We start from the raw sequence: 20,932 nt of genomic DNA on the forward strand, positions 1-20,932 counted from the left end.
GAAGCCAGGACTATCGTATTATCCAAAGCCTGACAACTGATCCTTGAAATCGGACAACTTATGGCTTGGCTCGGCGCTCACGCCCGGTTCGACCCCGACTGTCATAGCGCGCCGGTCATCGGCATTGCAGCGACGCTGGGGCACCACGATTCTGGCCTACACCAGCATCAACGCGGGCAACTGCTATTTACGCGACAGGGCTGCGCGCGCATCACACTGGCGCAACAGCTGTGCCTGCTGCCCCCGTCGCGAGCTGCCTGGATTCCACCGCTGACGCCCCATCGGGCGGTGATGCAGCAGAGCGTGGATTACCGATCGATCTACCTGACGGCGACGCTGTGCGCGGACCTGCCTTCACGCGTTTGCGTCATTGAGGTCTCGCCGCTGCTGCACGCTGTACTCGAGCCGATCACCGACGCGGCGTTCGACAGCGACTGGACCCAAGGTCGCAACCTGCACTTGCTGGGGTTGTGCCTGAACGAAATCCGTGAGGCGGCAGAACAGCCGATGCTGCTACCGCTGCCTCAGGACAAACGCCTCGCGCCTTTGCTCACAACCCTGGACCACCTGCCACCAACATTGGCGGTGCTGGAGCAAAAGATCGGTGCCAGCGGCCGAACCATCGGACGGATCTTTCAACGGGAAACCGGCATGGGTTATCAACAGTGGCGCCAGCAATGGCGCCTGATGCGCGCCATTGAACTGCTCGCCACTGGTCGCAGCCTGAGCTACAGCGCCTTTGAACTGGGCTTTGCCAGTGACAGCGCTTTCATCGCCTTTTTCAAGCACATGACCGGTCGTACACCGAGGACCTATCTGGATTGATTGCCGGTGGACTCACGCCTCAGGCATCTTGCGAAAGCCCACCGCCAAGCGGTTCCAGCCATTGATGGCGTTGATTGCCACGGTCAGGTCGACCATTTCCTTGGGCGTGAAATGCTGGTTCAGCAGTTCGTAGTCGGCGTCTGGCGCATGGGTGTCGCTCAAGCGGGTCAGCGCTTCGGTCCAGGCCAGCGCGGCGCGTTCGCGAGGGGTGAAAAACGGGGCTTCGCGCCAGGCGGTCACGGCATACAGGCGACGCTCCGTCTCGCCGTCCTTGCGGGCATCGGCGGTGTGCATGTCGATGCAGAAGGCGCAACCGTTGATTTGCGAGGAACGCAGCTTGACCAGTTCCAGCAGGGATTTTTCCAGGCCCAGTTTCGAAACAGCGGTTTCGAACGCCAGCATGGCTTTGAAAGCTTCAGGGGAAGCGGTGTAGAAATCGATACGCGGTTGCATGGTGAACTCCAGAACAATTGGGTGTGGCGCTACGTTAGCCTCGCGGTGGCGCGGTACAAATAGCCAATTATTGGGAAGTTCGGGGGGCCAATGCACGCCCTTGATACTTGCTCAGGCCCGACTACGCAACCATTGCAGGAAGCGCTTCTTGGCCACCGGTTTGGGGACGTCGCGGGTCAGGTTCTGGGCCAGGTGCATGCGCACGTCCAGCAGGTTTTTCATCGCGTCGTTGATGTCGCGGCGAGCGTCCAGGCAGGGTTTGAGGTAGCTCTTCTCGATGCGATAAAGGGTGCAGAAGGTCTTGGCGGAAAAGTTCGCCAGCGCGGCCTGGTCGGAAACGATCCCGGCTTCGCCAATAACCTCTCCCGGCCCCATGCGTCCGGCCTCGAACGGCTGGCCGTTACGAAACAGGGTCACGCTGACCACCCCCGACTCGATGATGAACAAATGATCGCTGACCTCCCCGGCCGGCAGGATCATGTCGCCGGCGCGGAAGGTCTGCAGGGTCATGTTCTGGCTGAAGGTGTCTTTCTCATCCTGGCGCAAGGTGGAGAAAATGCTCGAGCTTTCCAGCAACGCACGGGGCCGCGACACGCCATTGGTGGACGCGCTTTCGCTGGTGGACAACAGGCTTACGCCCGATGCCTGCAAATGCCGGAACGCCAGGTCGAACAACTGATTGCGCACCTCGCGCTTCTGGCCCATGGACGCGACGAACCCGCTGATTTCATATTCCGCCCCGGTGCTGCCGGTGCTCTTGAGTGTCACGCAGGGAGCCGGGCTGGCAAGCAGGGAACGACAACCAATCATCGCCCGCTCCAGCGCATCGATCACGGTTTGTGGCCGTGCATGCGGGCTGACCGGGATGCTGATGGATAACCCGTGGACATCGCTGGGCCGGCTGAAGTTGACGATCTTGGCCTTGGCCGCCAAGGAGTTGGGAATCACCGCCATGCTGCCCTGGGCGGTCTGCAACCGCGTGGCGCGCCAGTCGATGTCGGTGACCCGGCCTTCGGTGCCATCGATGGAAATCCAGTCATCGACTTGATAGGGCTTGGTGGTGTTGAGCACGATCCCGGAGAACACGTCGCTGAGGGTACTCTGCAAGGCCAGGCCGACGATGATCGCCATCGCCCCGGAGGTTGCCAGGACGCCCTTGACCGGCAAGTCCAGCACATACGCCAGGGCAGCGATGACGGCGATCAGGAAGATCACCGCGCCGATCAAATCCTGCAAGAGCCGCCCGGTATGACCCACCCATTGCATCATCACCGCGCCGATCATCACCGTCAGGGTCCGCGCAGCGAACAGCCACCAGGCAATTTGTAAACCGGTGGCCGCCAAGTGGCGTGGCACGTCGTCAACCCACTGCGCCGGTTGCAGGGGGTTGAGGCCTTCGTTGAACAGCAGCGCGCTGAACAACGAAAAAATCAGCAGCCGCCCGCCGATCTTCCAATAAGTCCGATCAGCGCTGACCAGCCGCCACAGCAGAATGTCGAGCACCAACAGCACCAAGGCACTCAGCAGTGGGTGATCGGAGATCAGAGACAGCATCGCGACAGCTCCAGGAAGGTCATGGAGCGAAGATTGGCACAAATTGAACACGCTGTAGAGATCACCCCAAACCAGTGTGGGAGCGAGCTTGCTCGCGAATGCAGCGTGTCAGTCAACGTCTATGTGCCTGATACACCGCGTTCGCGAGCAAGCTCGCTCCCACATTGCTTTGGGTTGACTGTTGTTTCGCCTCAGTCGTCCATCGCGCCAAAACGACCGGAGTGGAAATCGTTGAAGGCCTGGTGAATTTCCTGCTCGCTGTTCATCACGAACGGGCCATGACCGACGATGGGTTCGTCGATGGGCTCGCCGCTGAGCAGCAACACCACCGCGTCGTGATTGGCGTGCAGGTGCAACTGCTCGCCGGCCCGGTCGAATAACGCCAGTTGCCCGGCCTCGACCCGCTCGCGACCGTTGACCTGAACCGTGCCACGCAACACCACCAACGCGGTGTTGTAGCCATCGTGTACGTCGAGGGTCAGGTTTTTCCCGGCATTCAAGCGCATGTCCCAGACATCGATGGGCGTAAACGTCTTCGCCGGGCCCTGATGCCCCTCGAAGCGGCCGGCAATCAAGCGCAGGCTGCCAGCGTTGTCCTTCAGGTCGATGCTCGGAATGTCGCTCTTGAGGATTGTCTGGTAGCCGGCCGGGGCCATTTTGTCCTTGGCGGGCAGGTTGACCCACAGCTGAACCATCTCCATGAACCCGCCTTGCCGGGCGAAGTCCTCGGAGTGGAACTCTTCATGAATGATCCCGGAAGCGGCCGTCATCCATTGCACGTCGCCAGGGCCGATCTTGCCGCCGCTGCCAGTGGAATCCCGGTGTTCCAGTTCGCCCTGGTAGACGATGGTCACGGTTTCGAAACCGCGATGAGGGTGCTGGCCAACACCGCGACGCTCGGCGGTGGGTTCGAATTGCGTGGGAGCGGCGTGGTCCAGCAGCAGGAACGGGCTGATGTGCTTGCCCAGGTTGTCGTAGGAAAACAGCGTGCGAACCGGGAAGCCGTCACCGACCCAATGGGCTCGGGGGCTGGTGTAGACGCCGATGATGTTTTTCATGCGGTGGCTCCAATCGTGTTGCGAATCAGACGTTGCGATTCGATGGACACAGATTAAAACCACGAACGCAGCCGCACTAGACTGCAAAAATCAGTCTTAGCGTTCTATAGAGAGAACGATCGCCCCCCAACTTCACTGATATGCCATCGCACGGGGCTGCAATGAGCCCGCACACAGGGATCACAAATGATTGCGCTTGGCGAAATCCGACAGACCCACTAGCGTCTTGAGTCCGAGTTTTTCCAGCAGACGGGTCTTGTAGGTGCTGACGGTTTTCGGACTCAGGAACAAGGCCTCGGCGATGTCCTTGCCGCGCATTCCCATGGCCAGCATTCGCAGAATGGATAGCTCGCGGGTCGAGAGACTTTCCAGGGTCTGCTGTTCAGTGCGTTGTTGAAAATCCAGCCTGACTGGCATTTGAGGGAAATAGGAGTAGCCGGATTTCAGCGCATGAATGGCCTTGATCAGTTCTTTCAGGTCGCTTTTCTTGGTCACAAAGCCCCTGGCTCCGGCCGAGATGCAGCGGTTGCAGAAGTGCTGCGCGTCCTGGGAAGTGAATACCAGCACCCCGCACTCTGGGAACTGGGTCATGATCCAGACCAACAGATCCATGCCATCGAATCCGTTCATCACCAGGTCCAGAATCACCAGGTCTGGGGCCTTTTCCTTGATCAACGCCCTGGCGTCGGCGACACCGCTCGCGTCCCTGACTCCGGTAAACCCCTCGTTCTGGCAAATGAGCCGCAATGCCCCTCGTATGACAGGGTGGTCATCCACGATCAATACGTCTTTCAAGGCAACTCCCCACGTAAATGCAAACGGCGCCGATGCCATGACTGCTTCGGACTGTTGCACAGGCGCCGGGCCATGCCACCTGTCAGGTCTGACAGTGCCGACCAACGGTGCAGCTTCACCCTGCGTGACCTTGCCTGAGAGGGCGAAGCCAGGGTCGCGTCAACTCGCTGGCCTGGGGATCAATCCGCTCCATCAGACTTGCCAGTGACGCAAGGTCAGGCAACTGGGCCGGGCTCAAGTGCATGCCCGGCCGCCGCGCGACCGCCGCCGAGGACAGGCCGACCTGTGGTGTGTTGTAAATCATCGCGTGACGAAGCTGGGGGTTATCGAGAATGAAATCGTGCAGGTTCAGCGCGCCGTTGGCCAAGCCGGCATTGACCACGACCAGGTCGAACGGCTCGCTGCCGTATTCCACCAGCGTCAACAGCTCCTGCAGGCCACTCACGGGGGCGATCCGAAAATAACCCTGTTGATTGAACAGGTGCTCAAGCCTCATTCGATGAGCATGTTGCGTGTCGGCAATCATGATACGTAATGCTTTGTTCGGCATGACAGGCATCCCAATCGTTAAGGGGCGTCAGGCTAGAGGAAGCTTTTGAGAGGCGCTGTAGGACGAATCCCAAAAAAGGGAGGAAAAAGGTACTTCGCATGTAGCTTCGGGATGACTACGCGGCTCGCTTATCCATGAGAAGACCCGCGGGGACCACTTCGCGCCCCAGCGGGAGCAAGCTCCCCCGCCACATAGGCCTCCAGTCGTTCAGTCAGGTGCTCCATGGCTTGGCGCACGTCATCCACCGCGGCGGCGAGCAACGACCGGTCGCCGCCACGGCAGGCACTTTCCAGGGCTTCGCAGGCGGCAATCAGGCGCTGGGCCCTGATCATCAGCGCGCCCCCCTTGACCCGGTGCGCCAGGTCCGCCAGCCCTGGCAGGTCTTGTCGGGCGAGCAGACGCATCAATTGCGCCAGGTCTTCGGCATTGCTGTTGACCATTTCCACTAGCAGTTTTTTGATTGAGCCCGTGTCACCTGCGCTCAATAGTTCAAGGCTGCTCAAGTCGATGTCGCCGGTGGTCGGCGCAGGCACCCGCTCATCGGGCACTGCGGCGCAATCCTGCGTGACCGAAGCCAGGCAGCTGTTCAGTTCCTTGAGGCTGATGGGTTTGAACAGGCAATCGTCCATGCCGGCCTCGACACAGCGGGCCTTTTCCTCGGGCTGGGCATTGGCCGTGAAACCCAGGATCACCCCCGGCGACAAACCCTCGGCCCGCTCCGCCTCGCGAATGGCCCGGGCCAGTTCGTAGCCGCTCATCAACGGCATGTTGCAGTCAGTAATGACGACATCGAACCGTTCAGCACGCCAGACGCGCAACCCCTGGACACCATCGTCGGCTTCGCGGACGCGATGGCCCAGATAGCTCAGTTGCTGGGACAGCAGCAAACGGTTGGCCGGGTAGTCGTCCACCACCAGAATGTTCAGCGCCCGCACCGGTGCCAGCGCCTCGACTTGCGCCGACGGCGCTTGAGCCAAGGCATCGAGCGCCGGCAGACTCAGCAGAACTTCAATCTGCGTGCCCTCCCCCGGCACGCTGCTCAACGTCAGAGTGCCGCCCATCATTTCGCAGAGCGTGCGGCTGATCACCAGCCCCAACCCGGAGCCGCTGCGGGCCGACTGGGTGTTGTTGCTGGCCTGGGTAAAAGGGCTGAACAAGCGGCGCTGATCCTCGGCCGAAATACCACAGCCGGTGTCTTCGACGCGCAGGCGGATCGGCAGGCACTGCGCGTCATCGCCCGGTGCGGCTCGCACACTCAAGCGCACCTGCCCCTGGTCGGTGAACTTGATGGCGTTGCTCAGCAGGTTCGACACGATCTGCTTGAAACGCAACGGATCAATCAATACGTCGCGGTTGATCGCGGCGTCGAGTTCAAGCTGTAAGTGCAGTTGTTTCTGCCAGGCCAGGCCTTCAAAGATCCGCGCCACCGACTCGATCAGTTCCCGCAGGTTGGCCCGCTGCGGGGTCAGCGACAACCTGCCGGACTCGATGCGGGCGATGTCGAGGATGTCACCGATCAAGTCGAGCATGCCGCGAGCGGCGCCCGACGCGACTTCGATGGCGAACCGGTCCATGACACCCTGGTCAGCTTTTTTCAGGGCCAGCTCCAGCATGCCGATCACCGCGTTCATGGGGGTGCGGATTTCATGGCTCATGGTCGCCAGGAAAGTGGTCTTGGCCCGGTTGGCATCATCGGCGCTTTGCTTGGCCACGCGCAGCTGTTCCAGCAGACGCCGCAGGTAAACGACCCACCCCAATGCCAGCAGCAACAGCAGCGCGGCGATGGCGAACCCCTGGACGATAGTGGTGCGGTTGCGCAACCAGTAGTTGTCGTCGATCACCACTTCACTGCGCCAACGATTGGTCAGCTCGTCCATTTCTTCGGGAGAAATGCTCAGCAGCGCCTTGTCCAGGATCGAATGCAGCTCCGGCGCATCACGATGAGTCGCCAGGGCCACGCTCTCCGGAAACGTTCCCACGGTACTGGTGATTTGCAGTTTGCCGCGGTACTGGCGGGAAATCATATAGCGGGCACTGATCAGCGAATTGATCGCGCCGTCCACTGTGCCGGCGGCGACCATGGACATCGCATCCGCCGCGTTTTCAGCCGGCACCAGGTGCACCCGGGGAAACTGCTCCAGCAGATACTCACGCAGCACATTGCCCCGGATCAGCGCCAGGCGTTTGCCCTCCATCTGGTCCAACGTCAACGGGACCTTGCCCCTCAAGGGTGCCACCAGCACGAACGGATTGCTCAGGTAGGGCCGGGTAAAACGCAACGCCCCCTCAAGTTCGGTGCTCGGTGGAGCGGCGGCCAGTACGTCGGCCCGACCGCTTCTGACGCGCCCGATCACATCATGAAGCGAGTTACCCCGCTGGATATCGAACTTCAGGCCGGTGCGCAGGCTGATCCTGGCCAGCACATCGGCGCTGATACCGCGCAAATGCCCTTGCTCATCGATAAACGTGAGTGGCGGGAAGTTCTGGTTGACGGCCACTGTGATCCGCGGATGTGCATTCAGCCAACGCTGTTCCTTGACGCTGAAATGCAGGGGTTGCTGACCGGGTATGCTCGCGCCGCCAGCGCTCCAGCGCCGCAGGATGCTCATGCGTTCACTGGCGGGGATGGCTTGTAGCGCGGCGTTGATAATGCGCAGCAGGCGTGCGTTCTCGCGGCTGACCGCAAAGGCGAACGGCTGCACTTCCATGCGTGAGAAATCAGCCAGTTGGACATTGTTCAGGTAGTTCTTGCTGATCAGGTAATTGGAGCTGATCGAATCCCCCAGGTAAACGTCGGCCTGCCCAAACGCCACAGCGCCGATAGCGCTCAAGGTCGAGGGGTATAACTGCAAGGCCGCATCCGGATAAAACGCCTTGACTGTCTCGGTGGGCAAATAGTGATACAGCATCGCCACGCGCATGCCCGCCAAGTCCGTGGGCAAGTCCTGGCTATCCGCGACGCGGGCCACCAGGGTGGGCAGGTCATCGGCATAGGCCTGGGACATCGCCAACGCCGGGTCGCTGGCTTCGAAGCCGTTGGCCGTGCCGAGCATGTCGATCTCACCGCTACGCAGCGCCTGGAGCGACGCCTCCCGTGACGCGTAACGCTGCACCCGCACATCGACGTGCAACATCTGCCCCAGCAACTGGGCATAGTCAGCAGTGAGGCCTTCATAGTCGCGGCCATTGCTGGTGATACCGAACGGTGCGTAATCCGGCGCCGAGGCCCCCAACAGCAACGTTCCCTTGCCGCGTAGCCAGTTCCAGTCGGCCGCCCCCAGGGATACCGAATAGTCGCTCACACTGGAGCGCCCGAGCACTTGCAGCGACTCAGGTGCCGCGCCAACCTGCGGCGTCACACTTGATAAGCCCAGCAACAGCGCCACCAGGCCTGTGCGTAAGAACAGCGTCATTTGGCTCAGGTTGTTTCGTTTGGCGTAGTCGGCCCGGAACACCCCCGACTTCACGTCAAGTCAGGGAGACCGGCTGATGGGTTCAGACTGCCAAAGCGAGGGAACAGCGAACCGTCAACGCGCCTGCCTGAAAGACAGGACACGTGAGGTGAGTGTAGGAAGTTTCTGAAGAATTTCCTGGCGAGACTGCCGATTGCTTACGCCGTGGCCAGCTTCAGGTCGCGCACCGAACGGCTCTGTCCGCGATGTTTGCTGTGCTCGTACAGCGAACCGGCGATCTCATCGGCGCGCACCGGCAGGATCGACAACAAGGTATCGCTCAGGCCGTGGCTGGCCTGGCAGAAGCCCTGCATGTAGATCGCCGCTTTGCAGCGCTCGTCGGTGATCAATTTGTAGTTGCGATCTACCTCGAAATTCCCCAGGTATTGCTCAAGTGGCGCCAGCAATGTGCGGTGCATCTGCCGTTCGTAACCGGTGGCCAGCACCACCGCGTCATAACGGCGCACGCTCAGCTCGCCGGTGGCGTTGTTGCGCACCGCCAGCTCCACGCCGGCATCGGTGGCCGTGGCTTTCTCCACCGTGGTGAGGGTACGGAAGGCATGACGGGCGATGCCCGAGACTTTCTGGCGATAGAAAATCCCGTAGATGCGTTCGATCAGGTCGATGTCCACCACCGAATAGTTGGTGTTGTGGTACTCGTTGACCAGCCGTTCGCGTTCGCTGTGGGGCTGCTGGAACACCAGATCGGTGAATTCCGGGGAGAACACCTCGTTGACAAACGGGCTGTCATCGGCAGGCTTGAGGGCCGAGCCGCGCAGGATCATGTCGACCTGCACCGAAGGAAAACTGTCATTGAGGTCGATGAAGGCTTCCGCCGCGCTCTGCCCGCCGCCGATGATCGCGATGGTCATGGGCTGGCCGTTCACGCACGGCTGAGTCGCCATGCGCTCCAGGTACTGGGAATGGTGGAACACCCGAGCATCCTCCTTGAAGGCGGTGAACGCGTCGGGGATACGCGGCGTACCGCCAGCACTGACCACCACCGAGCGGGCGCTGCGCACGAGCTCTTCGCCCTGGCTGTCGCGGGAAATCACCCGCAAGGTTTCGACCTGCTGGTTGTGCAACACCGGCTCGATGCGCAGCACTTCTTCGCCGTAGCGGCTCTGCCCGGTGAACTGCCCGGCCACCCAGCGCAGGTAGTCGTTGTACTCCATGCGGCACGGGTAGAACGTGCCAAGGTTGATGAAGTCCACCAGGCGACCGTGATGCTTGAGGTAATTGACGAACGAATAGGGGCTGGTGGGGTTGCGCAGGGTTACCAGATCCTTGAGGAAAGAAATCTGCAACTCGCTCTGGGTCACCAGGGTATTGCCATGCCAGCGGTAGTCGGCCTGTTTGTCGAGGAACAGCACATCCAGTTCGCCCTGGACCGGGCCCCGCTCCTGCAGCGCGATGGCCAGCGCTAGGTTCGAGGGGCCGAAGCCGATACCGATCAAGTCGTGAACGTTGGGCGAAGCAATTGCCTGTGTCATGTCCAGTGTCCTCTGGAGGGCCCCTCAACAGGGCGCGAAAAGCCTGGGGTGACCCGACCGATCTTTGGCAAGCCGGCAAGTCGTCTGTTGAGAGGAACGAGGACAGTGAAAAAAAATTTACCGCGATGCGACCGGCGTGGAGGGATTAATGCGCGTCCCACTGCCGCATACGAGTGCGGCAATGCTTCATGGCGTTGACGATGTGCTTTTCCACCAGCGCCCGGGAAATGCCCAGGCGTTCGGCGATTTGCGGGTGGGACAGGCCTTCGAGCTTGCGCAGCAGGAAACTCTCGCGGCACAGCGGTGGCAATTCGGCCAGGGCGCGCTGGAGCATGTCCAGGCGTTGACCGTGGTCTAGGCTGGTATGGGGCGATGGCGTGAAGAAACGCTCTTCGCTGTCCAGCACCTCCAGGGATTCGACCTGGCGCAGGGTATTGCGCCGATGCCCGTCGATCACCAGGTTCAATGCGGTGCGGTACAGGAACGCGCGAGGTTGTTCGATGGGCGTGTCACTGGCGCGCTCAAGTACCCGCACATAGGCGTCATGCACCACATCCTCGGCCGCCTGGCGGTTGCCTAGCCTGGCGTTCAGGAAACACACCAGCTCGCGATAGTAGTTTTCCAACATGACTCCCCTGCGCAATGGCTGCGACAGCTATCCCTGTGCCAGATCGGCGTGCCTGAAATCGGCAATGGCACGATAGTGGCAGATTTCATCGCGTAATTTATAGTAATTCTCATATAGATTTAAAGCTTTGGTTTGTATCAAGGCTGATTCGTTCATTTCTACTGGCACCGACACTGATGTTGTGGCGAGGGGATTTATCCCCGCTGGGCTGCGCAGCAGCCCCTCATAGCCAACAACTCGGTGTGCCAGATGTTTTGAGTAGCAGGTTTTGGGGCTGCTGCGCAGCCCTGCGGGGATAAATCCCCTCGCCACAACATCACCTGTCTTGGTTGTTGCGTTGCCCATCCGCCATCCTGCTACCAAGTGTTTCACACAGTAAATTCCCGTCCGAAGCGCTCGTTTACCAAGACAGCCTCCCGTCCCTGCCCCTCATGGAACGGGCCCGACACCACCGGCCGGAACCCTGCATGAAACGTCCCCGCCCTACCCGACGCGCCTGGCTTTTAACCTTCGCCCTGCTTCCAGCCGTGGCCTTTGCCGCCTGGCAAGCGGTGGCCCCGAGCCGTGAATCGCTTATTACCGCCCCCGTCACCCGTGGCGATATCGAAAACAGCGTCACCGCCCTGGGCACCCTGCAACCGCGGCGTTACGTGGACGTCGGCGCCCAGGCGTCCGGGCAGATCCGCAAGATTCATGTAGAAGCCGGCGACGAAGTTCGCGAAGGCCAATTGCTGGTTGAGATCGATCCCTCCACACAAAAGGCCAAGCTGGACGCCGGACGCTTCTCCATTGAAAACCTCAAGGCCCAGCTCCAGGAACAACGAGCCCAGCACGATCTGGCCCAGCAGAAATTCCGCCGCCAGCAGCAACTCAAGGCCGGCGGCGCCACCCGCGAGGAAGACGTGCAGACTGCCCAGGCCGAAGTGCGGGCGACCCAGGCGCGCATCGACATGTTCCAGGCCCAGATCCGCCAGGCCCAGGCCAACCTGCGCAGTGACGAGGCCGAGCTGGGTTACACGCGCATTTTCGCGCCCATGAGCGGCACCGTGGTCGCCGTCGGTGCCCGGGAAGGCCAGACTCTTAACGCCCAGCAGCAAACCCCGTTGATTCTGCGCATCGCGCGCCTGTCGCCAATGACGGTCTGGGCCGAAGTCTCGGAAGCGGACATCGGCCACGTCAAACCGGGCATGACCGCCTACTTCACCACCCTGGCCGGCGGCGCCCGCCGCTGGAGCAGCACCGTGCGCCAGATCCTGCCGGTGCCGCCGCGCCCGCTGGAAGCGAGCCAGGGCGGCAGCCTCACGGGCGGGCGCAGTGGCAGCGAACGGGTGGTGCTCTATACCGTGTTGCTGGATGTGGATAACGCCGACCGCGCCCTGATGACGGAAATGACCGCCCAGGTGTTTTTTGTTGCCGCCCAGGCACGCGATGTCCTGACCGTGCCCAGCGCTGCGTTGCAGGCCAACGCCAGGCAAGTGCAGGTGGTGGCCGACAATGGCGATGTCCAGCCGCGCACTGTTCGCACCGGCGCCAGCGATCGGCTGCGTACCGAAATTCTCGACGGCCTGAGTGAAGGCGACCGGGTGCTGATCGGTCCGGCCGTCGGCAGTGGAGGCTGAATGGACGCGCCCCTGATCGAACTGCGGGACATTCGCAAGGTTTACGGCGGTGGCGACAGCCCTCGGGTGGAGGTACTGCGCGGCATCGACTTGTCCATTCACGCCGGGGAATTCCTGGCGATTGTCGGAGCGTCCGGCTCCGGCAAGTCCACCTTGATGAACATCCTCGGCTGCCTCGACCGCCCCACCAGCGGCGATTACTGGTTTGCCGGCGAAGACGTCGCCGGCCTGGGCAGTGACGAACTGGCCTGGCTGCGACGCGAAGCCTTCGGCTTCGTGTTCCAGGGCTATCACCTGATCCCGTCCGGCACCGCCCAGGAAAATGTCGAGATGCCGGCCATCTACGCCGGCACTTCGGCCGCCGAGCGCCACGCCCGGGCCAGCGCCCTGCTCGAACGCCTGGGTCTGGCCAGCCGCACCGGCAACCGCCCTCATCAACTGTCCGGCGGTCAGCAGCAACGGGTGTCGATTGCCCGGGCATTGATGAACGGCGGCCACATCATCCTCGCCGACGAACCCACCGGCGCCCTCGACAGCCAGAGCGGCATCGAGGTCATGGCGTTGCTCGATGAACTGGCGAGCCAGGGTCATGTGGTGATCCTGATCACCCACGACCGCGAGGTGGCGGCGCGGGCCAAGCGCATCATTGAGATTCGCGACGGGCTGATCATCAGCGACAACGCCGGCGCTTTGCCGCACCACGTGCAAGCCAATCCGAAGGCACTGCAAGCGGTGGACCTGCGCCAGCGCCTGAGCGCCGGCAGCGAACACAACGGCGCCTGGAAAGGCGAACTGCTCGACGCCGTGCAAGCGGCGTGGCGGGTGATGTGGATCAACCGCTTCCGCACCGCCCTGACGCTGCTGGGCATTGTCATCGGCGTGGCCTCGGTGGTGGTGATGCTGGCCGTGGGCGAAGGCAGCAAACGTCAGGTCATGGCCCAGATGGGCGCCTTCGGCTCCAACATCATCTACCTCAACGGCACCGCGCCCACCCCGCGCGCCGCCAAGGGCATCATCAGCGAACACGACCTGGCGGCCCTCGCCGCCCTGCCCGAGGTGCAGCGCATCATGCCGGTCAACGGCGCTGACGCCAGCGTGCGTTTCGGCAACCTCGACCACACCAGCTACGTCGGCGGCAACGATACGAACTTTCCGACCATCTTCAATTGGCCGGTGGCCCAGGGCAGCTACTTCACCGATGCCGATGAACGCAGTGCGGCGGCAGTGGCGGTGATTGGTCACAAGGTCCGGCACAAGCTACTCAAGGAGGTCGACGACCCCATCGGTCGCTACATCCTGATTGAGAACGTGCCCTTTCAGGTGGTCGGCGTGCTGGCGGAAAAAGGTGCCAGTTCCGGGGATTCGGACGCCGACAACCGCATCGCCGTGCCCTACTCCGCCGCCAGCGTGCGCTTGTTTGGCAGCCGGCATCCCGAGTACGTGGTAATCGCCGCCAAGGACGCGGGCAAGGTCAGGGAGGCCGAACAGGCCGTCTCCCGCACCCTGTTGCGCCTGCATGACGGCAAGCAGGATTTCGAACTGACCAACAACGCCGCGATGATCCAGGCCGAGGCGCGCACCCAGGGCACACTGTCGCTGATGCTCGGGGCCATTGCCGCGATTTCGCTGCTAGTGGGTGGCATCGGCGTGATGAACATCATGCTCATGACCGTGCGCGAGCGAACCCGCGAGATCGGCATTCGCATGGCCACCGGCGCGCGCCAGCGGGACATCCTGCGCCAGTTCCTCACCGAAGCGGTGATGCTCTCGGTGGTCGGTGGGTTGGCCGGGATCGGCCTGGCCTTGCTGGTGGGCGGTGCGTTGCTGCTAGGCAAGATCGCCGTGGCCTTCGAATGGCTGGCGGTGTTCGGCGCTTTCGGCTGCGCCCTGGTCACCGGCGTTGTCTTCGGTTTCATGCCGGCCCGCAAGGCGGCTCGCCTCGACCCGGTCGCGGCCCTCACCAGTGAATGAACCTCACCTTATGAAAGCGCACCTGACCCTCCTGGCCGCAGGCCTGTTACTGGCGGCCTGCGGCACCCCCCCGCCGACGCCGGACAGCGGCATCCAGCCGCCACCGGCCTGGCAAAGTTTCGACACCGCCACCGCTCGAACCGATAACCAGCAATGGTGGACGCACTTTGGTAGTCCGCAATTGAACCGTTTGATCGAGCAGGCGCGCCGGGACAGCCACGACCTCGCTGCCGCCATGGCCCGAGTGCGCCAGGCCGAGGCCAGCGCAGTGATCGCCGGCGCGCCGTTGCTGCCGGCGGTCACGGCCGGACTCAACGGCACTCGTCAAGAGTTGTTGCGGGGCAAGGGTTACAGCCAACTGGACGTCAATCGGGACAACCGCACCATCGACTACTACGACGCCCACCTCAGCGCCAGCTATGAGCTGGACTTCTGGGGCGGCAAACGAGCGGCCAGGGACAGCGCGCTGAGCAGTCTGTCAGCCAGCCAGTTCGACCGGGCGACCGTGGAATTGACCCTGCTCAGCGGCGTCGCCAACAGCTACACCCAGGCGCTGTCCCTGCGCGAGCAACAGCGCATCGCCGAACAGAACCTGGACAACGCCCAACGTGTACTCGATCTGGTGCAGACCCGCTACGACGCCGGTAGTGCCACGGCCCTGGAGTTGTCCCAGCAAAAAAGCCTGGTGGCGGCGCAACAGCGCAGGTTGCCTCAAGTGCAGCAGCAGGCCCGGGAAGCCTTGATCAGCCTGGCGGCGCTGCTGGGGCAACCGGTGCAGTCGGTCACACTCGACGATGAAAATTTCGACCGATTGCACTGGCCCGCCATCGACGCCGGGGTGCCCAGCGACCTGCTCAGTCGCCGCCCCGACATCGCCGCCGCCGAAGCCCGCCTCACCGCCGCCCAGGCCGACATCAGCGTAGCCCGCGCGGCGATGTTGCCCTCCGTGACCCTGGGCCTGAGCCTCGCCACCGGCGCCGACATTGCCGAGCAGTTGCTGCGCAACAACGTCTACAACCTCACCGCAGGTTTGGCCGCGCCGATCTTCAACAATGGCCGCCTCAAGGCCGAACGCGACCGAGCCACCGCGCGCCAGGAAGAACTGCTGGAGCTCTACCGCGCCTCCATCATCAACGGCTTCGCCGACGTCGAAAAAGCCCTGAACGGCATCCACGGGCTCGACCAGCAGCGGCAATGGCAAAGCGAAGAACTGCACCAGGCCCAGAGCGCCTTCGACATCGCCCAGAGCCGTTATCAGGCCGGCGCCGAAGATTTGCTCACGGTGCTGGAAACCCAACGCACGCTGTACGCCGCCCAGGACATGAACGTGCAATTGCGATTGGCGCGGGTGCAGGCGAGCGTGGCGTTGTACAGGGCGCTGGGTGGGGGTTGGCGGGTGATGTGAGCGTCAAACACACGTTTCTATCGTTCCCACGCGCAGCAAAGGAATGCCTCTACTGACGCTCTGCGTTCTGCTCTTTGGGACGCGGAGCGTCCCTGGCTGCATTCCCACGCAGAGCGTAGGAACGATGAAGCCGCCGACCGCGCCCTCTCCTACTACCTCGACCCCAAACCTGAAAACCCCACTCCACCGCCGGGCCAGTTGTTCACCGTTGCGGAAGGTGCGGACCTGGAATGCCTGTAGGCCAACCTCAGCGAAACCCTTGCGTCAGTCAATGTCATGGCCAGCGACCTGGCATTTGATTTGGACGGCGCGCGACGGAGTTTTGCCTTGGGGATCCAGCAGATGGTCGAGCTGAGTGAGCTGCTGGCGAACCGCGCCCTGGACATCGCAGTGCCGCGTTAAAGGCGCATGCCCTCTCAAGCCAAGTGATATTTGTGGCGAGGGGATTTATCCCCGCTGGGGTGCGCAGCAGCCCCAAACCAGCGCACTCAAAGCAACTGACTCACCGAGGTGCCGGCTAAAGGGGCTGCTTCGCACCCCAGCGGGGATAAATCCCCTCGCCACAACAGCGTTCGCTTTGGTTTTCTTTGGGAAGCGACGCTTTACACCGGCTTACTCTTGAGATTACGCGCATACCACGGCCGCTGCGGCACGCGGCGGAACAGTTCGGAGAGCTTTTTGTCGTCGCTGCCGAAGGTGATGCGCAGGGCCAGTTTCATGGTTTCCGGGTCCATTTCCACCGAACGTCCGGGCTGCAAACCCGGCGTGGTGCTGCAGCCGTGGGTGACCGGGCCCAGCCAGGGGTCGGCGATTTCCACCCAGCGGCCGGGGGTGAACCAGGGCACGCCGTTGACTTCCAGCCGGCTCACCTCCCCCGGATGGAAACGTTCGTGAGCGCGGAACCAGTCTTCGAGGCGGTCGTCGATCCAGCCGTGGAAGGCCCAGAACACCGGGTTCACATGGGAGGAAAACGGGTCGCCGAGAAAGTCATTTTCCGGTTCATACCAGCGCTGGGCGAAGTCGGCCGGGTCGCGGGCGAAGGGCACCGGGTGGCCGTTGGAAGGATCGCGGGGCACCGAAGCCCAGCGCATGTGCAGCCAGTCATGCAGGCCCAGTTCCACTTCCGAGCCAAACTGGCCAAGGGTCAGTTTCGACAGGTAGCGCGGGTCGCGGTAGCGCGATTCCCAGACCTGGAAGTTGCTGTGATAGGTCTCGGCAGTCTTGATGTCACTCACCCATTGGGCGTACTGCTCGTCGCCGCTGGCCAGCCAGGTGGGCGGCAAAGCCGTACCATCGTGGTTATCGAAATACCGGGCAAAGCCCAGGCGATCACGCTCCAGCTCCGGTTGCGGCAACGGGAAGCGCGGCCACGACGGCAGCGGCTGGAACGAACGGGCCGTGCCGAGCATGTGCCGGTGCATGAAAAAGAAATCCACGCCCGAGCCGTTGCGATCCTTGCGCTTGCCCCGAGCGTCACGTTCATGGTCCCGTGGGCCGGGCTGCCAGCCGATGCCTCGCAAGGCATTGCGCTTGTCTTCGTCCAGGCTGTGCCATTTGTCCCGCGAGGCGTGCCAGAGCTGATGGAACAACCGATGCTCCGGCGACACCAGCCAGGCCAGCAATGGCGGGCTCAGCGGCGTGCGTTCCCGGGCTTCGGGGAACGGCAGCTTGCGGGCGATGAACTGATTGTCGAGTTCCGGCAGCGCCAGCGGGCGATCCAGGCGCAACACGCGACCGCTTAGGGTGGCAGTGCCGGCATTGCCGAAGCCGGCCCAGACTTCGTCCAGGGTCATGATGAATTCGTAGACCGGCGCGTCCTGCCGGGTCCCGATCAGGCGCCAGCTCAATTGTTTCTTGTCATCCCCCGCCAAGTCGCCCAGCACTCGATAACGCGGCTCATCATCGGCGCGCAACCGCTCGGCGGTGTCGAGACAGCCCACCAGCCCACGGCCCTTGTGGGCGATGTCGAGGAACACTTGCAGACCGTCGCCGGGCAAACCGTCCAGGCCCGCGTCGCTTCCTGAAAAACGGATCGCCCAGATACCCCGCAGCGTATCGGCCCGGCGCTGCCCCGCCACGTCCGCCACATCGAATGAGGCCTCGCCGGGGGTGATGGTGGGGTCCGGCCGGGTCAGTTCGCGATGCCCGTAATACACCGCAGGCACGGCGGCACCGGTCAGCGCCAGGCCCGCCATGAACCATCGTCGAGAAATCGTCATTGCCTTACCTGTGTTCGGCCCTGGAGCGGGCTTTATCCAAGCTAGAACGATGGGGGGACTGACAAATTTATAGGGGCTGCGAGGGCCTCATCGCGAGCAGGCTCGCTCCCACAGGTGAGCACGTTCCAATGTGGGAGCGAGCCTGCTCGCGATAGGGCCATTGGCCGCACCTAAATTTCCCCGCCGATCACTCGTTCTCCCCAGATAGCAAAGCCCCCCGCAGCGAACCTGACTGAGATCGGCAATGACAACACCACGTTCGAAAAAAGCTCTCTTCATCGGCGTGCCCCTGGCCCTTGCACTGGCGGTCGGTGGCGGCCTGGCGGCCTGGGACCACTGGTGGCGGGACAACCCCGGCTACCCGGTCAAGGTGATGAAAGAGGCCAGGGAACTGCACGAGCGCCTGCTGTCCTTCGACAGCCACATCTCCGTGCCACTGAATTTCGGCACCGCCGGTCACGAGGCGGACAAAGACGGTAAAGGCCAGTTCGATCTGGTCAAAGCCAACCGCGGGCACCTGTCCGGCGCGGCCCTGACGATCTTCGGCTGGCCGGAGTTGTGGAACGGCCCCAACGCGCCGCACAAGCCCACCGCCGGCTTCGTCGAGGAAGCGCGCAATCAGCAGGAAGTGCGCTTCAAGATCATCACCGGCATGGTCCGCGACTTTCCCAACCAGGTCGCCATCGCCTACACCCCGGATGACTTCCGGCGCCTGCACGGCGAAGGCAAGTTCGCGATTTTCATCAGCATGCTCAACGCCTATCCCCTGGGCCATGACCTGAGCCTGCTGGATCTGTGGACGGCACGCGGCATGCGCATGTTCGGCTTCAGTTACATCGGCAACAACGACTGGGCCGACTCCTCGCGCCCACTGCCGTTCTTCAACGACTCACCTGACGCCCTCGGCGGCCTGTCGGAGATTGGCAAGCAAGCGGTGACGCGCCTGAACGACCTGGGCGTGATCATCGACGTCTCGCAGATGTCGACCCAGGCCCTGGAGCAAGTTGCGCAACTGAGCCGCACACCCTTGGTGGCCTCCCATTCCGCACCCCGGGCCATGGTGGATATCCCGCGCAATCTCAGCGACAAGGAAATGCAGCTGATCAAGGCCAGCGGCGGCGTGGTACAGGTCGTCGGTTTCTCCCAATACCTGCGCCCGCTGACGCAAAAAACCCAGGACAAACTCAACGACCTGCGCAAGCGTTTCGACCTGCCACCGCTGCCCAACCTGGCCATGGCGCTGATGCCGGGCGATCCGATCATCGCCGCGTGGCCGGAACAGAAATTCGGTGAATACGCCGGCCAGCTCTATGGCATTCTGGAGGAGGAACCCAAGGCCAGCCTCAAGGACCTGGGCGACGCCATCGATTACACCGTACGCAAGATCGGTATCGACCATGTCGGCATCAGTTCGGACTTCAACGAGGGCGGCGGAGTCAAAGGCTGGGAAGACGTGGGCGAGATCCGCAACGTCACCGCCGAACTGCTGACCCGCGGCTACTCCGAAGCGGACATCGCCAAACTGTGGGGCGGCAACTTTCTGCGGGTCTGGGATCAGGTCCAGCAAGCCGCGCGGCCTGCCGTGGCCTCGACCCAGAAGGCAGTCCAGCCATGAATGAGCGCCGGACTTTCCTCAAGCAGGCCGGAATCCTGGCCGCCGGCCTGCCGCTGGCCGCCAGTTTTCCCGCCCCGGCCATTGCCGATCCCCTGCCGCCATTGCCCCGGGACAAATGGGCGCAGTTGCGCTCGCTGTTCAACCAGGACCCGGACTACCTGCACTTCTCCAATTTCCTGGTCACCACCCACCCGCGCCCGGTACGTGAGGCCATCGACCGGCATCGCGCCGCGCTGGATAAAAACCCGGGACTGTTGATGGACTGGGACCTGGGCGTCACCGAGGAGCGCGAGGAAAACGTCCGCACCTGGGCCGGCCGTTACCTGCAAGCGACCCCGAAGCAGATCGCCCTCACCGGCAGCACCACCGAAGGTTTGTCGATCATCTACGGCGGCGTCCATGTGGCAGCCGACCAGGAAATCCTCAGCACCGCCCACGAACATTACGCCACCCATACCATCCTTGATTTACGCAACCAACGCGACGGCACCCGGGTGCGCAAGATCAAACTGTTCGAGAACGCCCACAACGCCAGCCACGATGACATCCTGAGCGCCATCGACCGCAACATCCGTCCCGAAACCCGCGTACTGGGCATGACCTGGGTGCATTCGGGCAGCGGCGTGAAGCTGCCGATCGACAAGATCGGCGCGCTGGTGGACAAGCACAACCAGGGCCGCAGCGATACGCAACGCATCATTTACGTGGTGGACGGCGTGCACGGCTTCGGTGTTGAAGACCTGAGCTTCCCAGCGATGAATTGCGACTTCTTCATCGCCGGCACCCACAAATGGATGTTCGGCCCCCGCGGCACCGGTCTGGTGTGCAGCCGCAGCGAAGAGCTCAAGTACGTCACGCCGATCATCCCGACCTTCTCCGAAGCCACGGCGTTTTCCACCACCATGACGCCCGGCGGCTACCACGCCTTCGAGCATCGCTGGGCGGCGGACGAGGCGTTCAAGCTGCACTTGCAACTGGGTAAGGCCGAGGTGCAGGCGCGCATTCACGCGCTCAACACCTACTTGAAAAAACAGCTGCTGGCGTTGCCGCAAATCGAGCTGGTCACGCCCATAAGCCCGGACGTGTCGGCCGGTTTCACCTTCTTCCGGGTCAAGGGCCGCAAGAGCGACGAGATCGCCGCATACCTGATGCAGAACCGGGTGATCGCCGACGCCGTGCATCGCGACGCCGGGCCTGTCATTCGAACCGCGCCGGGCCTGCTCAACACCGAAGCCGAGATCGATCGCTTCATGGGCTTGCTGGGCAAGACACTCTGAACCTGACTTTATCGAGAG

Annotated in this window: 16 protein-coding genes and 1 pseudogene; 7 read left to right on the top strand and 10 right to left on the bottom strand. The window is 62.6% G+C overall.

The features are described from left to right. Nucleotides 1–60: 60 nt before the first annotated feature. Nucleotides 61–825: an AraC family transcriptional regulator gene (locus T3A99_RS07670; protein ID WP_047229279.1), complete on the top strand. Its 765-nt coding sequence runs from the start codon at nt 61–63 to the stop codon at nt 823–825. Nucleotides 826–837: 12 nt separating this feature from the next. Here the strand turns inward: T3A99_RS07670 and T3A99_RS07675 are convergent, their stop codons facing one another. The 9 genes from T3A99_RS07675 to T3A99_RS07715 form a co-directional block, all read right to left on the bottom strand. Continuing rightward, a complete protein-coding gene (locus tag T3A99_RS07675) occupies nt 838–1,278 on the bottom strand; it encodes a carboxymuconolactone decarboxylase family protein (protein WP_047229280.1) in 441 nt (146 codons plus the stop codon). A gap of 111 nt (nt 1,279–1,389) precedes the next feature. After that, entirely contained in the window at nt 1,390–2,832 is a 1,443-nt protein-coding gene (locus T3A99_RS07680; RefSeq protein ID WP_322834179.1) for a mechanosensitive ion channel family protein, read from the bottom strand. A gap of 191 nt (nt 2,833–3,023) precedes the next feature. Further along, entirely contained in the window at nt 3,024–3,890 is an 867-nt protein-coding gene (locus T3A99_RS07685) for a pirin family protein (protein WP_160891261.1), read from the bottom strand. 180 nt (nt 3,891–4,070) lie between these two features. Beyond that, on the bottom strand, nt 4,071–4,685 hold the full coding sequence (locus tag T3A99_RS07690; protein WP_047229283.1) for a response regulator transcription factor: 615 nt from the start codon (nt 4,683–4,685) through the stop codon (nt 4,071–4,073). 115 nt (nt 4,686–4,800) lie between these two features. Further along, nucleotides 4,801–5,235 (bottom strand): chemotaxis protein CheY, encoded by a 435-nt coding sequence (locus T3A99_RS07695; RefSeq protein ID WP_047229284.1) that lies wholly within the window; start codon nt 5,233–5,235, stop codon nt 4,801–4,803. Nucleotides 5,236–5,363: 128 nt separating this feature from the next. Continuing rightward, nucleotides 5,364–8,648 carry a transporter substrate-binding domain-containing protein gene (locus T3A99_RS07700; protein ID WP_322834180.1) on the bottom strand — a complete coding sequence of 1,095 codons (3,285 nt, stop codon included), beginning with the start codon at nt 8,646–8,648 and terminating at the stop codon, nt 5,364–5,366. Nucleotides 8,649–8,845: 197 nt separating this feature from the next. Further along, complete coding sequence (locus tag T3A99_RS07705; RefSeq protein WP_274090768.1) at nt 8,846–10,180, bottom strand: lysine N(6)-hydroxylase/L-ornithine N(5)-oxygenase family protein; 1,335 nt, start codon at nt 10,178–10,180, stop codon at nt 8,846–8,848. Nucleotides 10,181–10,325: 145 nt separating this feature from the next. Further along, entirely contained in the window at nt 10,326–10,808 is a 483-nt protein-coding gene (locus T3A99_RS07710) for a sigma-70 family RNA polymerase sigma factor (protein ID WP_173406737.1), read from the bottom strand. A gap of 27 nt (nt 10,809–10,835) precedes the next feature. Further along, a complete protein-coding gene (locus T3A99_RS07715) occupies nt 10,836–11,153 on the bottom strand; it encodes a hypothetical protein (protein ID WP_274090769.1) in 318 nt (105 codons plus the stop codon). Nucleotides 11,154–11,275: 122 nt separating this feature from the next. Between T3A99_RS07715 and T3A99_RS07720 the strand changes: the two genes are divergently transcribed. The 4 genes and pseudogenes from T3A99_RS07720 to T3A99_RS07735 all read left to right on the top strand — a co-directional run bounded on the left by T3A99_RS07720 (nt 11,276) and on the right by T3A99_RS07735 (nt 16,205). Continuing rightward, complete coding sequence (locus T3A99_RS07720; protein WP_107322215.1) at nt 11,276–12,427, top strand: efflux RND transporter periplasmic adaptor subunit; 1,152 nt, start codon at nt 11,276–11,278, stop codon at nt 12,425–12,427. Continuing rightward, nucleotides 12,428–14,398 (top strand): MacB family efflux pump subunit, encoded by a 1,971-nt coding sequence (locus tag T3A99_RS07725; RefSeq protein ID WP_274090770.1) that lies wholly within the window; start codon nt 12,428–12,430, stop codon nt 14,396–14,398. It begins immediately after the preceding gene. 10 nt (nt 14,399–14,408) lie between these two features. Then, complete coding sequence (locus T3A99_RS07730; protein WP_322834181.1) at nt 14,409–15,803, top strand: efflux transporter outer membrane subunit; 1,395 nt, start codon at nt 14,409–14,411, stop codon at nt 15,801–15,803. 96 nt (nt 15,804–15,899) lie between these two features. Then, nucleotides 15,900–16,205: pseudogene (locus T3A99_RS07735) on the top strand (DUF6124 family protein). A gap of 200 nt (nt 16,206–16,405) precedes the next feature. On the opposite strand, the gene T3A99_RS07740 reads toward T3A99_RS07735, so the two are convergent. Continuing rightward, nucleotides 16,406–18,022, bottom strand: a complete 1,617-nt coding sequence (locus T3A99_RS07740; protein ID WP_274090772.1) for a PvdJ/PvdD/PvdP-like protein — start codon at nt 18,020–18,022, stop codon at nt 16,406–16,408. A 244-nt stretch (nt 18,023–18,266) separates the two neighbouring features. Between T3A99_RS07740 and pvdM the strand changes: the two genes are divergently transcribed. Both pvdM and T3A99_RS07750 read left to right on the top strand, forming a co-directional pair. Beyond that, a complete protein-coding gene (gene pvdM, locus T3A99_RS07745; RefSeq protein WP_139049535.1) occupies nt 18,267–19,637 on the top strand; it encodes a pyoverdine-tailoring dipeptidase-like protein PvdM in 1,371 nt (456 codons plus the stop codon). Further along, on the top strand, nt 19,634–20,914 hold the full coding sequence (locus T3A99_RS07750) for an aminotransferase class V-fold PLP-dependent enzyme (RefSeq protein WP_322834182.1): 1,281 nt from the start codon (nt 19,634–19,636) through the stop codon (nt 20,912–20,914). Before pvdM ends, T3A99_RS07750 begins: the two co-directional genes overlap by 4 nt. The last annotated feature ends 18 nt before the right edge of the window (nt 20,915–20,932 follow it).

This window comes from Pseudomonas sp. N-137, from assembly GCF_034555295.1.
GTDB lineage: Bacteria > Pseudomonadota > Gammaproteobacteria > Pseudomonadales > Pseudomonadaceae > Aquipseudomonas > Aquipseudomonas rhizophila.